The sequence below is a fragment of the Posidoniimonas polymericola genome (assembly GCF_007859935.1).
GTDB classification, from domain to species: Bacteria; Planctomycetota; Planctomycetia; order Pirellulales; family Lacipirellulaceae; genus Posidoniimonas; species Posidoniimonas polymericola.
The window spans coordinates 674,661-689,054 of the sequence record NZ_SJPO01000001.1 but is presented as its reverse complement, the minus strand read 5'-3'; the positions used below and the strand labels follow the sequence as shown (position 1 = coordinate 689,054).

Below are 14,394 nucleotides of genomic sequence, written 5' to 3'. Positions count from 1 at the left end.
CCAACAATGGGCTAGGATTTAGGCCCGCCGCCCAGCCCATCCCCCGCCTTGATCGCCGCGCCGCGGAGCCAGTCGGCGGTCGCCATCGCACGCTTGCCGGCGGGCTGGAGCTGGAGGATCTCGATGGCGCCCTCGCCGGCGGCGACCACCAACCGGCCGTCGGCGTTCACCACCGCGCCGGCCGGCGCCGGGCCCGCCTCGGGCAAGACCTCGACCCGGTCGATCACCAGCCGCAGCGGCTCGCCCCGGCCGGAGCCCCAGAACGTGTACGCCCGGGGCCAGGGGTGGGCGCCGCGGACCAGGTTCTTGATCTCCTGGGCCGGCTTGGACCAGTCGATCTGGCCCAGCTCCTTGCTGAGCCGCGGCGCGCGGCAGCGGAGCGAGTCGTCCTGCGGCAGCGGCCCGGCCGTGCCGGCGGCCAGCTTGTCGACCACCTCGAGCGTCAGCGGCGCGCCGAGCTCGGCCAGCCGGGACTCGAGCTCGCCGGACGTCTCGTCGGGTTCGATCGGCGTGGCGGCCTGGCCGAGGATTGGGCCGGCGTCGAGCGTCGGCGTCATGTGGATGACGGTCACGCCGGACTCGGCGTCGCCGTTCAGGACAGCCCACTGCACGGGGGCGGCGCCGCGGTACTTGGGGAGCAGCGAACCGTGCAGGTTGACGCCCCCCAGGCGGGTCGTGGCGAGGGTCTCGCGCTTGAGGATCTCGCCGTAGTCGCACACCACCAAGAGGTCGGCGGCGAGCTCTGCGAGACGGGCCTGCGACTCTGGTTCGTTGGCGGACTCGGGCGTCCACAGCGGCAGGCCGGCCTGCTCGGCGGCCAGCGCGACGGGCGCCGGCGGCGCCTTGCGGCGGCCGCGGGGCGGCTTGCAGATTACCTGCACGATCTCGTGATCGCTGGCGATCAGCGCCTGCATCATCGGCACTGCGAAAGGTCCGGTTCCGAGGATGATCAGACGCATGGTGTTGTGCCCTCTGGCGTTGCCGCGTTTTGCCGCGAGTCGAAAAAGGGGGACTGGCTCGAAGCCCGAGGGACATTCGGCGTCCCAGCTCTCATCAGAACGCGCCGTGCCTGTCCCCGTTTTTCGACGGACCATAGACGCGCCGCGAGAATCGGGGACGGCCGTGTCTCAGGGGCGCCCCCTCCCCTAACCCCTCCCCCTGCCGGGGAGGGGGAACCACTAAGTCCGCAGTTTCTCGAGCTCCGCCAGGCGGGCGGCGACTGTTTCGGCGGTGGGCGCCTCGCCGGTGTTCAGACGGCTCTGGAAGTCGATCTCGAATTCCTCGATCTGGCCGGCGATGTCCGCCCGGGCGGGCGGGCTGATGCGGTCGAAGAACATGACGCCGTCGAGGTGGTCGGTCTCGTGCTGGACGATCCTCGCGGGGAAGCCGCGGAGTTCCTCCTTGATCTCGTTGCCTGACAGGTCGTACGCCTGCAGGAAGATCGAGGTCTTGCGCGGCACCTGGGCGTGCACGCCCGGCACGCTCAGGCAGCCTTCCTGACCTTCCTCAGAGCCCTTGCCCTTAGAGATCACCGGGTTGATGACGACCCGTTCGAACTCCTTGGCGTCGGGGTTGCCCTCCTGGTTCATCACGAACAGGCGGTACGGCAGGTCGACCTGGTTGGCCGCCAGCCCGACCCCCTCGTGCTCGTACATCAGCTCGAACATCTCGGCCACCATCTGCTTCAGCTCCGCGTCGACGCGCTTGAGTGGGCGCGACTCGTGGCGGAGCGTGGGGTGCGGGTAGTGAACGATTTCGAGGGGCATGACAAGACTTGTTTAGAGCGTCGTCGATCGTTTATCCCCTCCCCTTTGGGGGAGGGTTAGGGTGGGGGCGAGGAGGGGGCACGGCGCGCCCCCACCCCCAGGTTTTCTAGGAACGCGGGTCCCCCACAGGGGAGGGAGCGAAGATTACGCCGGAGCGGTGGTCCGTTCGACGTACTCGCCGGTGCGGGTGTCGACCCGCAGCCAGTCGCCCTCGTTGATGAAGGCGGGGGCGAGGATCTCGCCGCCGGTCTCGAGCGTGACGGGCTTCGACACGCCGGTCGCCGTATTGCCCTTGGGGGCCGGCTCGGCGAACGTGACCTGCAGCACCACGTGGTTGGGCAGCGCCACGCCGATTGGGTTGTTGTCGAAGGTCATGATCTGGCAGTCCATGTTCTCCTTGAGGAACTTCCACTGATCGCCCACCTGCTCGGCGGTCATTTCGTACTGCTCGTAGTCCTGGTTGTTCATAAACACGAAGCTCTCGAGCTGCTTGTACAGGAACTGGGCGGTGAACTCCATGATGTCCGCTTCCTCGAGCGTCTGACCGGCGCGGTAGGTGCGGTCGACAACCGTGTTGCGGAGCAGGTTCTTCATCTTGCACTCGTAGAGCGCGGCGCCCTTGCCGGGCTTGCGGAAGTTCATCTCGACGCAAAGGAAGGGGGTGCCGTCGATCTGCACCTTCATGCCTTTGCGGAAGTCGCTGGTGTTGATGGTTCCCACGTGTGAGGTCCTCTCGCTTGTTCGTCTTGTTTTGGTGTGCGGGTGCTGGTTGGAAGGCGCTTTGCGCTGTTTCTCGTGTAAACGGCAGAAAATGCCGCCAGGCGTAAACCAGCGCCCTGCGCCCAGCAGCTAGCGCCTTCCAACTAGCGCCCGCCGCTGATAAAACCGGTCGGGCACTGCCGCCCCCCCGGAATTCAGGCGAATTGACCAGTTTATCCTCTCCAACGCGGTTTGTCCGCCCCGCTGACTCCCCCCCCTGGAAGGCCGAGCTGCGGCAGGCGGTCCGTGACCCAGCCGAGCTGGCTAGGCTGCTGGAACTGCCCGATTCGTGGGTCGAACCGGCCCGCGCGGCCGCCCGCGAGTTCCCCCTGCTGGCGCCCCGCGGCTACGTCGGCCGGATGCGGCCCGGCGACCCGGCCGACCCGCTGCTGCGGCAGGTGCTGCCGCTGGCCGACGAGTTGGCGCCCGCCACCGGCTTCGACCAGGACCCGGTCGGCGACGCCGCGGCCGCCCTCACGCCGGGACTGCTGCAGAAGTACCAGGGCCGCGTGCTGCTGGTGACCACCGGCGCGTGCGCCGTGCACTGCCGCTACTGCTTCCGGCGGCACTACCCCTACAGCGAGTCGCCCAAGGCCTTGGCCGCTTGGGATGAGGCCCTTGCCCAGATCGCCGCCGACCCGACCATCCACGAGGTGATCCTCAGCGGCGGCGACCCCCTCACGCTCGTCGATGAGACGCTCGGCGAGCTCGCCCGCCGCATCGCCGACATCCCCCACGTCAACCGCCTGCGGGTGCACACACGGCTGCCGGTGATGATCCCTAGCCGCGTGACCGACGAGCTGCTCGCCTGGCTGACTGGCACGCGGCTCACGCCGGTGATGGTGCTGCACGCCAACCACGCCAACGAACTCGACGATGCGGTCAACGGGGAGGTCGCCCGGGCGATCGCCCGGCTCGCGGGCGCCGGCGTGCCGCTGTTGAACCAGGCGGTGCTGCTACGCGGCGTCAACGACACGACCGCCGCCCAGGCCGAGCTGTGCGAGCGGCTGGTCGACCACCGGGTGATGCCGTACTACCTGCACCAGCTCGACAAGGTCGCGGGCGCGGCGCACTTCGAAACGCCGAGCGAGCTCGGCGAGCAGATCATCACCAAGCTCCGCGCCCGCCTGCCCGGCTACGCGGTCCCACGCTTGGTCCGCGAAGAAGCGGGCGAGTCCAGCAAGACGGTGATTCGGTAGGGCGATCGATTCGCCCGCGGGTCGGCCTTCACCACCCGCTGAGGGCGAATCGGGGCATTCTCCCGTTTCTTGTAGAAATGACGCACTGAGCGCGGTCCAATGGAGAGGTTGTGGTAGATCGACTTGGGCGTTCTGTGCTCTGAAGCAACTGCGGGCGGAAGCCGGCGGTTCGTGTGGCGCTGCGCGCTCGGTAGATAAGCTCCTCTCGTAGGGCTGCCGCCTGAGATTGCAGGGGAGCCACGCAGGGGGTGGGTTCGCCAGGGGTTTTGTCCCCTCCGCGCGATATTTCGGACAAAACACCCGTGGGCCGGTCACCGGCGGGAATCGCGTTTGAGGCCGCTATTGCAGTGGAAAACGGTCACGCTGGCAGGAGTTGGGGCTGGCTCGCCGAGGAGGGTGGTGGACAAAACCCTGCGGACAAAATCCTGCGGACAAAACCGCCAGTTACAGAACCTTTGGGGAGGCGGCCTCCGGCGAGGCGTAGCTCGCCGGCTAGGGGGGGCTACACTGTAGAATTACGCCGGCTCGGCACGATGATTGCCCCAGAGCCTGCCAACAACGCCCTACGGAACTCCGTGTGAATCAAGAAGAGACCACCCCCGACGCCGCGGCCGCCCAGCCCCCGGAAGCGGGGTCCCCGGCTGGGCAGTCCCCGGCTGGGCCGCCGCCCGAGCACGACGACCGCGAGATGTGGTCGGCGCTCGACGCCGTGCGCCGCGCGATCGAGAAGGTCGAGGGCTGCAACGAGGCCGAACGCGACATCCTGCTCGGCGACCTCCGCGAGCTGCGGGACATGGCCCGCAAGCTCCGCAGCGGCCGGGTCGAGATTGTCGTGTTCGGCGAGATCTCGACCGGCAAGAGCGCCCTGATCAACGCCTTGACCGGCACGCAGTCGGCCCAGGTGAACGTCCGCGGCGGCTGGACCAAGGATGTCTGGCGGCTCGACTGGGAGGGCGCCGGGTACGTGCTGCCGGGCTTTGAGCAGTCGCAGGTCGTGCTGGTCGACACGCCAGGCCTGAACGAGGTCGGCGGCGCCGAGCGGGCCGAGATGGCGCGCGAGGCGGCCGAGCGGGCCGACCTGATCCTGTTCGTCACCGACTCGGACCTCAACGAGACCGAGCACAACGCGCTGGCCGAGCTGGCGACCTTCCACAAGCCGATCCTGCTGGTGGTTAACAAGACCGACCTGTACACGCCGAGCCAGCTCGAGGACCTGCTCGACGTGCTCCGCACGCAGCGGGCGGCCGGGCTGGTCGACCCGGAGAACATCGTCACGACGTCGGCCGACCCGCGCGAGCTGCAGTATGTGATCGAGAGCGCCGACGGGTCGCAGCGGAGCGAGTGGCGGAAGCCGCCGGTCGACGTCGGCGGGCTCCGCGAGCGGATCCTCGAGGTGCTGGAGGCAGACGGCTCGTCGCTGATTGCGCTGAACGCGTCGATGTACGCCGCGGACCGCAGCGACCGCATCGCCGCAATCCGCGTGCAGATGCGCAACCAGAAGGCGACCCAGGTGATCCGCACGTTCGCGGTCGCCAAGGCGACCGCCGTGGCGCTCAACCCGGTGGCGGTGGCGGACGTTGCCGGCGGCTTGGCTGTCGACGCGGCGATGATCGTTACGCTGGCCAACGTCTACGGGCTGGAGATGAGCGTCGGCCGCGCCCGGGACCTGGCGCTGTCGCTCGCCAAGGCGGCCGGCTGGGTGATGCTCGGCGAGGCCGTGACCAGCTACGGCAGCTCGCTGCTGAAGGGGATCTCGCTCGGCGCCGCGGCGCCGCTGGTCGCCGCGCCCCAGGCCGCGGCCGCCGGCTACGGCAGCTACATCGTCGGCCAGGCGGCGCGGGTGTACTTCGAGCAGGGATCGAGCTGGGGTGACAAGGGCCCCAAAAAGGTCGTGATGCAGGTGCTGGAGAACACCAACAAGGCCTCGGTTCTGGGCGACCTGAAGAAGGAGATCAAGAAGAAGCTCTCCAAGAACCGCCACGCTTCTGGCTGAATTCTCGCCGATGTCGTGAGCGCGCCACGCTCATGTTGGCCTCTTAGCTGCTCGCCTAGCGGCGTCCGCCTGCTGAGACCGATGCGTGGGGAGGCATTCCTCGGTCCGAATGGCGTGGTTCTCTCTTGAATCTCTACGGCACGGCAATTGCCTACGGTAGGGCCGTGCACGGTGGCCAGAGCGCCGCCGAGTTGAACATCAACGCCCCCTTGCTCGCCCCGACGCAAAGTTGGAGCGGGCTCCCCTCATCCCCCTCAAGGAGCAACCATGTCCCTAGATACACTCGCCGACGCCTTTTACGACGAGCTGCGTGATGTGCTGAGCGCCGAGAAGCAGCTGCTCAAGGTGCTTCCCAAGATGGCCAAAAAGTCTCACAGCAAAGACCTAAAGGCGGCTTTCGAGAACCATCTCGCCGAGACCGAGAAGCACGTGGAGCGTGTCGAGCAGTCCTTCGAAGAAACCGGCAAGTCCGCACGCGCTAAAGCCTGCGAGGCGATGAAGGGCATCATCAAGGAAGGTGAAGACTGCCTGAAGGAAGACGCCGACCCCGAGGTGAAGGACGCTCTGATCATTGCTTGCGCCCAGAAGGCAGAGCACTACGAGATCGCCACTTACGGCACGCTCTGCACGTGGGCCGAGGTGCTCGGCTACTCCAAGGCTCTCAAGCTGCTCAAGCAGAATATCGACGAGGAAGAGTCGGCCGACAAGAAGCTGACCAAGCTCTCGAAGAACCTGAATAAACTGGCCGCTACCGCCTAGTGCGGGCCTGCACCGACTGTGGGCCCTGCCTCTTCTCTCTGGAAGGGGCGGGGCTTATTGATGGCCTTGTCAGCCAGCGTCCCCTAAGACTAGACCAGCTAGCAATCCGGCAGCCCCAGCCGGATCGGCCCCTTGGCGTCGATCGACGCCGGACGGCCTGCCTGGGTGATTGCCAGGCCGCCCTTCTCGGCCAGTCGGGTGGCGACCGAACGGATCGCCGGCATCAGCGGCCGCCAGTCCTCGGGCGAGAGCCGCCGCGCCGCCTCGGACGGGCAGAAGGTCTTGCCGGCGCCCCTCTGCTCGGCGAGTTCCAGGAGGCACGCTGCGATCTGTTCGGCTGTCGTCTCCGCCATAACTCAGGTGCGGCGGCGCCGCAGCGTCGTGACGGTGAAAAGGGCGAGCAACCAGGCCGACGCGGCCGGTTCTGGGACCGCCAGCATTGCGGCGAACGAGCCGGCGCCGTACGTCCGCTCGTAGTCGGTCTTGAACAGGCGGAAGTCGTCGAAGTCGTTGTCGCCGTCGGCGTCGAGGTCGCCGCGGATGGCCTGGCCGAGCTGGTCGTAGGCCGATAGGTCGGTTAGGTGGTTGCCGATCAGGATCTGGTAGTCGCCGACGTCCACAACGCCGTCCGAGTTGAGGTCGCCCCGCGCGGCAAGGCGCCAGCCGACGTTCGCGGCGTCGGCGATCATCACGGTGCCGTGCCGCGGGTGGTCGACCGGGAAGGACAGCTCGTTCGAATCGTCGGTCCAGTTTTCCAGGTCGGTGGACGACGCCAGCGAGTAGTGGCCGCTGGTGTACGCGTCCCAGTACAGGAGCCACTCGTCGTTCCAGTAGACCATCGACGAGCCCTCGGCCTCTTGGCCGCCCTGGATCGCCGTGCCGGAGCCGACGTACGGCTCGGTCGGGTTGATGAAGCTGGCCGGGCTGATCGCGGCGTCGCTAAACGCCAGGCGGATGTTCTTGCCGCCCTGGCTGGCGCCCTGCTCCCGCTTGAGCGACATTACCCACCGGCCTGTCCCGCCGCGGCCGCCCGGCTGCCACACGATGTGGGCGTCGATCACGCTGTAGTCGAGGTCGGGGTAGATCAGCTCCGGCGAAGAGAACGATTGGAAGTCGGTCGTGCTGGTGTAGTACATGCGGTGGTCGCCGCCGTGCGGGTCCTGGCTGCCGTCGTTGTCGTTGAGCTCGCTCGGCAGCGTCGATGACCAGACGATCTTGTAGTCGCTCGCGATGTGGTCCCACAGGATCTCGGGCGCCCAGGTGTTGTTGGGCTGCTCGGAGCCGTTGGGGAACGGCTGCACCTGCTGCGGTGTGGACCAGTTGATCAGGTCGGGCGACGACGCGTAGCCGAAGATATTGCCGGACCAGTTGGAGGTCCAGACCATGTGGAACAGGCCGTCGTTGTAGACGATTGACGGGTCGCGGGTCAGGTTCTGGCCGCCGCCCCACTGGGGCGGCGTAAAGATCGGTTGGCCGGAGTTCGCCTGGTGGAACGTGCGTCCGTCGTGGCTCCACGAGAGGTAGACGCCGTTCTCGCCGTTGGAGTCGAAGTAGGGGAAGAGCAGCACGTCTTCGGCGTGGACAACTTTTGGAGCCGCCAACGCGAACACCGCCCACACCCCCAAGAGCCAACGCAATCGACCCACGCCTGACATCCAACCACCTCTTCCGATTTGATCCGCTCCAAGAGAAGCCGCCTGCCAGGCCGACGAGCGGGCCGCGAGCGGGCTCCCCCAGTCTAGTCAAAAAGCTAAACGAGGCGAAGTTTTCGGCGGCACGGCCGCGATGCGGGCCTGTGCAACAAGGACTCAGCCGGTCAGTCCCGCCGCGCGGCCGCAAGGCTCGGATCGTCTAGGTCCAGGCGGTACAGCACCTGGTTGTAGTCCCAGCGGGGCGTCTGATGCGGGTTGTCGGTGAAGGTGTGCGTGTAGGTCCCCTCGAACAGCAGCACGGGCGAACGGCGGTCGGCGAACCAGCGGTCGATCTGGATGTTGTAGAAGGTGTAGTTGTTGTGGCTGGCGATCTTCACCGCCGGCCCCCACGGCCCCGTGGGCGAGTCGCCCTCCAGGTACCACACTTCGCCGAAGACCGAGTCGCCAAACTTCTGCTGCACAATCATTACCCACTTCTGGCGGAAGTCGCTCCAGGCGAGGTCGGCTGAGGCGACCGCTACGCGGCCGCCCCCGGCGGCGGGGAACTCGCATGGGTTGTCGACCGGCTCCCAGGTCTCGCGGTTGCGCCACGCCTCGTAGGTCGCCGGGCAGCGGATGTTGGGGGGACCGCCGAAGTAGGCCCACTCGCGCCCCGTGTCGTCCGCGGCGATCGCGACATGCCCGTCGGGCCGCAGCCGCGGGGGCTTGGGCTGTTCATCTGACTTCTTCCAGAACGTCAGCACACGCTCGAACTGCTCGGCCGCTTCGTTCCACTCGACTAGCCCCATCTCATTGGCGGCCAGGTGCTCCGGGATCTTGGCGTAGGTCCCAACCAGGTGCGGCTCGCCCCGCGTGTCGGGCAACGAGACCACCGCCGAAGTCCAGGTCGGACCTTTGCCGGGTATCGGAACCAGGTTGCGGACCTTGCCCCGCTGGTCGCGGAAGTAGTCGTAGCGGACCGCGATCGGCGGCTCGAAGCTCGTCAGCGGGGTAAGCTCCGACACCGCGCCGGGCGTCTGGAAGATGCCGAGCGGGTACCCCGGCAGGCCCGTGTCGCCCCAGATCCAGTGCAGCCGGCCGCGGTGCTCGGCGGCGTAGGCCGTGTCCGATCCGACCACGCCCGACTCTCGCCAGGGGCGGTGCTCGCCCAATTGCTGGGCCTCGGCGAACAGCCCCGACCCGGTCAGCCGGCCGAGCCGCTTGGCGATCTGCTTCCGCTCGATCTTGATTGTCAGATCGCCGCCGGCGGTCGGCGTCACCCGCACGCCGCGGTAGCCAAAGCCGTCCTGAGGAACCTCGTACCCGTGCGACGCGACCGTCAGCCAGGTCTCGCGGCCCATGAACTCTGGCAGGTCAAACGCCACAACACCGGCGTTGTCGGTTACGAACTCGACATGGCTCGTAGTGGTCAACTCGACCAGCGGCACGGGCCAACCGTTCTCGGCGTCGACGACGGTTATTTTGCACGGCTGGCCCGCCAGCAGCGGCGCGGCCACAAGGCAGGCCAGCAGGAGGAGCAGTCGAAAGGCAGGCGGTTTTGCGACGGGCATCGAGCGGCCATCGGGGTTACGGCGGGAGCGGCGGGGCGGCGAGGCACGCTCTATTGAACCGCGCGGGGCGGCCGGTTTCGACCGAAAACCGACGGCAAATAGCGATTTCACGCCCACTACGGCGTCTCTTGCGGCCGATAGAAAGGCCCGCAGCGAGGCGGCCGCAGGCTTGTTAGAATGGGTAGATTGGCGAGGATGTTTTCTTGCGATTCCCTCAGTGCCACGCCCCAGCGACCCCGACATCTGGCTGCCACCTTGAATCTGCCTCGCCCTACGCTGCTCGTCCTTGCGATTGCTCTGCTGTGGTCCCCCTGGGCCGCGGCCGAGGAGCCGGCGCTCGCCCCTGCGGCCGAACCGCCGAGCAGCGAGCAGCCCGCCGCTGAAGCCGGCGCCGCTGAACGCCCCGCCGGCGCTCGGATCCGCAAGGCAGTCACCACCGCCGATTTCGAGCGAGTGGTGAAGCAGGTTGAGAAGTTCGCCGCCAAGCACACCGCCGCTGGGGTGCTGCTGGTGATGGACATCGACAACACGCTGTTGGCGATGAACCAGGACCTCGGCAGCGACCAGTGGTTCAATTGGCAGGCCCAGCTGCAGCAGGACAACCCCCGCTCGCGTGACCTGGTCGCCCGCGACTTCCCGGGGCTGCTGGGCGTGCAGGGCGAACTGTTCGCGCTGAGCGGCATGCACCCGCCCCAGCCGGAGCTGCCGGCGTTGATCGAACAGATCCAGGACCTCGGCGTCACGACCGTGGTGCTCACCTCGCGGGGGCATAGCTTCCGCGACGCCGCCGAGCGGGAACTCACCCGCAACGGCTACGACTTTTCCGTTTCTGCCCTCCGCATCGACGAGGCCCGCGGCCTGTTCTTGCCGTTCGACGCCAACCGCCCCGACGCGCACGGGCTGTCGGCCGAGATCATCCAGCAGATCGAGGGCCGCCTCGCGCCGGTCAGCTACGCCAACGGCATCTACATGACCGCCGGCCAGCACAAGGGCTACATGCTGCAGACCCTGCTGGCCCGGGCGATCCCGGACAACGGCACGCTGGTCGAGTCGCGGGCGTTCCGCGCCGTGGTGTTTGTCGACGACCACGAGAAGCACACCGCACGCGTGCACGAGGCGCTGGCCGACTCGCCGCTGGACCTGGCCACGTTCCGCTACTCCCGCGAGGACGGCAACGTCGCACGGTTCAACGAGTCGGCCAAGCGGCACGTGGTCGAGGACTGGAACCGGCTGCACCGCGCAATCGACGCCGTGATGGTGCGGTAGCTCGGCTTCACGCCCGCCGGCGACCGCCACCGGCCGCCGCGAGCGCGGCCACCCCGGCGAGCAACGTCACGCTCGGCTCCGGCACGGCGACCAGCCGCGAAACAAAAACGCCGGTGGTTCCGTCGGTGAAGCGGGCGTCGAACACGATTTCGCCGGCTTCGTTGAACGGGCTAGCACGGCCGTCTTCGAGCCCGCTCATGGGGCTGTTGCCATTGCTGTTTGTGTAGAAGTACAACCGGTCGATGACTCGGAGGTCTGGCGTCGTGGCGTCGCTGCTCACGTCGATGGTCTGCCCGTGACGGGCGACCAACTGAAGCTGGCCGTCGGCGTCGGTCGCCCAGATCCCCCCGCTGTTGTCGCTGGTCACGCCGTCGCCCTGGAGGTGCCCCAAGAAAGCAATCTGCCCCCGACGATTCACGGAGATTCCATCGCCGACCGACAGGAACTGCGCCGCGGCGCCCGGCGCGTCGGCGCCCTGCTCGACGACCGCCGTGAGCACGCCGTCGGGCGACTCGAGCCAGAGCCCCTGCGCGGACCACTGGCCCTCGCCGTCGATGGTGCGGGCCAGGAACGCGGTTTGGTCGTTTCCGTTCACGACGGCGTGGCTGATCCTGACAAACGTAACCCCGAGGTCCTCGTGGACTTCGCCGGTCCTCGCCAGGAGTTCGGCGCCCGAGCTGGGGCTCCACTCCCAGAGGCTCTGCTGGAACAGCGACGGATCGTCTCGCGAGAAACGCTGGTCCGTATACACGACTGTGTTCCGATTGTTCACCCCGCCTGCGATATAGGAGTAGGACGTTTGGGCCCCGCCGATCTCGCCAGCGACTTCCTGCACCGCCAGCGGCTGGGCGGGCTCGCCCGGGTGGGTCAGCAACAGCCCCACGTGAGGATTGGCCCCGTCGTCCTCCAACGCAGCGCTGACAATCCCGTAGCCGTTATCATTGATCCATACCTGCGACCTCGGAATGTCATCGACATGGTAGCCGCTCGCCCCCAGCACCTCGGACTCTTGCACCAGCAGCGACAGCCCGTCGATGGCGATCCCCTGCAGCAACGCCGAGTCGGGGCCGGCGTCCTGCGCGGCGTGCATGGCCACCTCGCCGCGATCGTTCGCTGTGTACCGGAAGTGGCTGACCAGCTGATAGTCCGGCGGGGCCAGGTCACGATCCTCAATCGCGACGAGCGTCGCCTCACCAACCTTGGGCTGAGCCCACAGGCCAAACCGCGAGCTCGTGTCGTCGCGGCTGGTGCCGGCGAAGAGGACCACGTCCTGGTTGTTGATGATCGGCCGATCGAACACGAAGTCCGAAGAGTCAAACGTTCCGAACACATCGGGCGTTCCGGGCGCCGGATCGCCCTCACTGGCGACGAGCGAAAGGTTGCCGTCGACTTCTCTCCAGATCCCATACGCCCGCGGTTCACCAACGGCCCCGCGGAACACAACCGAACCGCGATCATTGATCGCGATGCCCGAATCAATAATCCAATCGAACGGCTCGTCGAACCCCGGCGCTATCTGATCCGAGAGGGCAACGGTGCGGATGGCGTCGGCGGCGGCTCGCTCGGTCGACGCGAGCAGGCACGCCGCCGCGGCAACGAGGATCGGCCTGAGCATCGGGGCCGCCGAGCGGCAGGACGGGAACGCTGTCATCATGAGTTCGCCTCACTGCGATCGTAGAGAAGACGTTGAACCGGTCGCCGTGCGATCCGGCAGGCGGATCGGGTAGTCAAGACGCAAACCGACGAGAGGAGATGCGTGAGCTGATTCTAGGCCGACCGACTACCTGGTGTCGAACGTTTTCTAGGTCAGCTCGGGCGGCCGGCGTCAGCGGAGCCGCTTGGTCTCGCTCTCGTCGCGCGTCAGCGCGAAGTAGATCACGTAAAACCACGACAGCAGCCCGGCCAGGATCGCCCACAAGATCGAGCGGTTGCGTTCCCACGAGCAGACCACGGCGATGGCCGAGCCGAGGCCGATGCCCGACTGGGTGACGGTTTGAGTGGTCTGGACGAGGTCGTGGGCGAGGAGCATTGCGAGCCTCTTGCTGAAAAACGAGGGACGCGAGCTTCGCGCCGTCATTAGTCTACGCCTGCCGGTTTCCCCCGGCAAAGTAGGCGTGGCGATTTGTGAGCTGCTACACTGATCCCCAGAACATATCCGGGGGCCGGGCGCCGTCCGTCACACGGGTGGCACGGCGTTGTGTGAGCCCCAGATCCCAAGGGTCGTGAAGCATGCCAGGCGTCAAACACGTGATTCTTCTGCTGCTCCTCGTGGCGCCCGTCACCGCCGGCGAAACGATTCAGCTCTTCGACGGCCACTCGCTCGACGGGTGGGTCGACAAGAACGGCAAGCCGGTCGCCAAGGGGTGGCGGGTCGAGGACGGCGAGCTGGTCTGCCCGGGGCATGTCGGCTCGATCTACACGGCCGAGGAGTACGGCGACTTCGAGCTGGCGTTCCGTTGGAAGATCCCGCCCCGCGGCAACAGCGGCGTGAAGTACCGCGTCCGGTTCTACGAGCAGGGAGTCTACGGCCACCCCGGCTGGCTGGGCTGCGAGTACCAGATGATCGACGGCGTCGCCCTCAAGCAGACGCCCCAGCAGTCGACCGGCGGCATCTACGGGCTGTACGCGCCGATCACGCCGCGGAAGCTCAACCCGCCGGGCGAGTACAACGAGTCGCGGATCATTGTCCGCGGCGACCACTCCGAGCACTGGCTCAACGGCCAGAAGACGGTCGACGCCGATCGCGGCAGCAGCGAGTGGCGCGAGCGGATCGGCGCCAGCAAGTTCGGCCCCGTGAAGGATGTGTTTCAGAGCGACCGGGGCCGCATCGAGCTGCAGGACCACGGCACTCGGGCGGTGTTCGCAAGCATCACGCTCCGGCCGCTCGACAAGGGCGGCGCGGAATCGAACTAGCCACCCAACCTCCCCACCCAACCTCCCCGCCGACCCTCCCCGCCGACCCTCAACGCCAAGCATGACCTCGCTAGTCGACCTCGCCGAGCAGATCGCGGTCCGTTCGCACGCCGGGCAGTTCCGGCGCGACGGCGTCACGCCGTACGTCGAGCACCCCCGGGCGGTGGTTGCACGGGTCGGCGACTCCCCCAACCTGATCGCGACCGCCTGGCTGCACGACGTGCTCGAGGACACCGACGAGACCCGCGAATCGCTGCTCGCCGCGGGCGTTCCCGCGGAGGTTGTCGACGCGGTCGAATTGCTGACCAAGTCGCCCGGCGTGGCCTACGAGGCGTACTTGTCGGCGATCCTCGGCAACCCGATCGCCAGGGAAGTGAAGATCGCCGACATGCTTTCCAACCTGGCCGACGGTCCGACCCCCAAGCAGATCCGCAAGTACGCCGCGGGGCTGCTGAGGCTCGTGCCCGCAGGCTGAAGCAAATCGCCCTTGGGGCACCTACCCGTAGGGCACTTACTAGTCGTCAGCGGTAGACGGGA

At 67.3% G+C, this 14,394-nt stretch carries 14 protein-coding genes; 6 read left to right on the top strand and 8 right to left on the bottom strand.

The genetic code is table 11. The features are described 5' to 3' along the window. Positions 1-11: 11 nt before the first annotated feature. The 3 genes from fmt to efp form a co-directional block, all read right to left on the bottom strand. Positions 12-959 carry a methionyl-tRNA formyltransferase gene (gene fmt, locus Pla123a_RS02810; RefSeq protein ID WP_146584000.1) on the bottom strand — a complete coding sequence of 316 codons (948 nt, stop codon included), beginning with the start codon at positions 957-959 and terminating at the stop codon, positions 12-14. Between the two features lie 219 nt (positions 960-1,178). Beyond that, positions 1,179-1,766, bottom strand: a complete 588-nt coding sequence (gene def, locus Pla123a_RS02805; protein WP_146583999.1) for a peptide deformylase — start codon at positions 1,764-1,766, stop codon at positions 1,179-1,181. A 144-nt stretch (positions 1,767-1,910) separates the two neighbouring features. Then, positions 1,911-2,486 carry an elongation factor P gene (efp, locus tag Pla123a_RS02800; protein WP_146583998.1) on the bottom strand — a complete coding sequence of 192 codons (576 nt, stop codon included), beginning with the start codon at positions 2,484-2,486 and terminating at the stop codon, positions 1,911-1,913. A gap of 203 nt (positions 2,487-2,689) precedes the next feature. Here efp and epmB point away from each other — a divergent pair, with 203 nt between their 5' ends. The 3 genes from epmB to Pla123a_RS02785 all read left to right on the top strand — a co-directional run bounded on the left by epmB (position 2,690) and on the right by Pla123a_RS02785 (position 6,476). Further along, a complete protein-coding gene (gene epmB / locus Pla123a_RS02795) occupies positions 2,690-3,724 on the top strand; it encodes an EF-P beta-lysylation protein EpmB (RefSeq protein WP_146583997.1) in 1,035 nt (344 codons plus the stop codon). A 577-nt stretch (positions 3,725-4,301) separates the two neighbouring features. After that, positions 4,302-5,717, top strand: a complete 1,416-nt coding sequence (locus tag Pla123a_RS02790) for a GTP-binding protein (RefSeq protein WP_231956302.1) — start codon at positions 4,302-4,304, stop codon at positions 5,715-5,717. Between the two features lie 267 nt (positions 5,718-5,984). Next, positions 5,985-6,476, top strand: a complete 492-nt coding sequence (locus tag Pla123a_RS02785) for a YciE/YciF ferroxidase family protein (protein ID WP_146583996.1) — start codon at positions 5,985-5,987, stop codon at positions 6,474-6,476. Between the two features lie 98 nt (positions 6,477-6,574). On the opposite strand, the gene Pla123a_RS02780 is transcribed toward Pla123a_RS02785, so the two are convergent. The 3 genes from Pla123a_RS02780 to Pla123a_RS02770 all read right to left on the bottom strand — a co-directional run bounded on the left by Pla123a_RS02780 (position 6,575) and on the right by Pla123a_RS02770 (position 9,678). Further along, entirely contained in the window at positions 6,575-6,829 is a 255-nt protein-coding gene (locus tag Pla123a_RS02780) for a DUF3253 domain-containing protein (protein WP_146583995.1), read from the bottom strand. Between the two features lie 3 nt (positions 6,830-6,832). Continuing rightward, positions 6,833-8,113, bottom strand: a complete 1,281-nt coding sequence (locus tag Pla123a_RS02775; protein WP_146583994.1) for a glycoside hydrolase family 43 protein — start codon at positions 8,111-8,113, stop codon at positions 6,833-6,835. A gap of 179 nt (positions 8,114-8,292) precedes the next feature. After that, entirely contained in the window at positions 8,293-9,678 is a 1,386-nt protein-coding gene (locus Pla123a_RS02770) for a hypothetical protein (RefSeq protein WP_197527609.1), read from the bottom strand. Between the two features lie 255 nt (positions 9,679-9,933). Between Pla123a_RS02770 and Pla123a_RS02765 the strand changes: the two genes are divergently transcribed. After that, a complete protein-coding gene (locus Pla123a_RS02765) occupies positions 9,934-10,944 on the top strand; it encodes a DUF2608 domain-containing protein (protein ID WP_146583993.1) in 1,011 nt (336 codons plus the stop codon). Between the two features lie 7 nt (positions 10,945-10,951). On the opposite strand, the gene Pla123a_RS02760 is transcribed toward Pla123a_RS02765, so the two are convergent. Together Pla123a_RS02760 and Pla123a_RS02755 are read right to left on the bottom strand one after the other, a co-directional pair. Continuing rightward, on the bottom strand, positions 10,952-12,598 hold the full coding sequence (locus Pla123a_RS02760) for a DUF7453 family protein (protein ID WP_146583992.1): 1,647 nt from the start codon (positions 12,596-12,598) through the stop codon (positions 10,952-10,954). Positions 12,599-12,769: 171 nt separating this feature from the next. After that, entirely contained in the window at positions 12,770-12,973 is a 204-nt protein-coding gene (locus tag Pla123a_RS02755; protein WP_146583991.1) for a hypothetical protein, read from the bottom strand. Between the two features lie 200 nt (positions 12,974-13,173). On the opposite strand from Pla123a_RS02755, the gene Pla123a_RS02750 reads away from it, so the two are divergent. Both Pla123a_RS02750 and Pla123a_RS02745 read left to right on the top strand, forming a co-directional pair. Beyond that, positions 13,174-13,857: a 3-keto-disaccharide hydrolase gene (locus Pla123a_RS02750; protein ID WP_146583990.1), complete on the top strand. Its 684-nt coding sequence runs from the start codon at positions 13,174-13,176 to the stop codon at positions 13,855-13,857. A gap of 61 nt (positions 13,858-13,918) precedes the next feature. Further along, positions 13,919-14,332: a GTP pyrophosphokinase gene (locus Pla123a_RS02745; RefSeq protein ID WP_146583989.1), complete on the top strand. Its 414-nt coding sequence runs from the start codon at positions 13,919-13,921 to the stop codon at positions 14,330-14,332. The last annotated feature ends 62 nt before the right edge of the window (positions 14,333-14,394 follow it).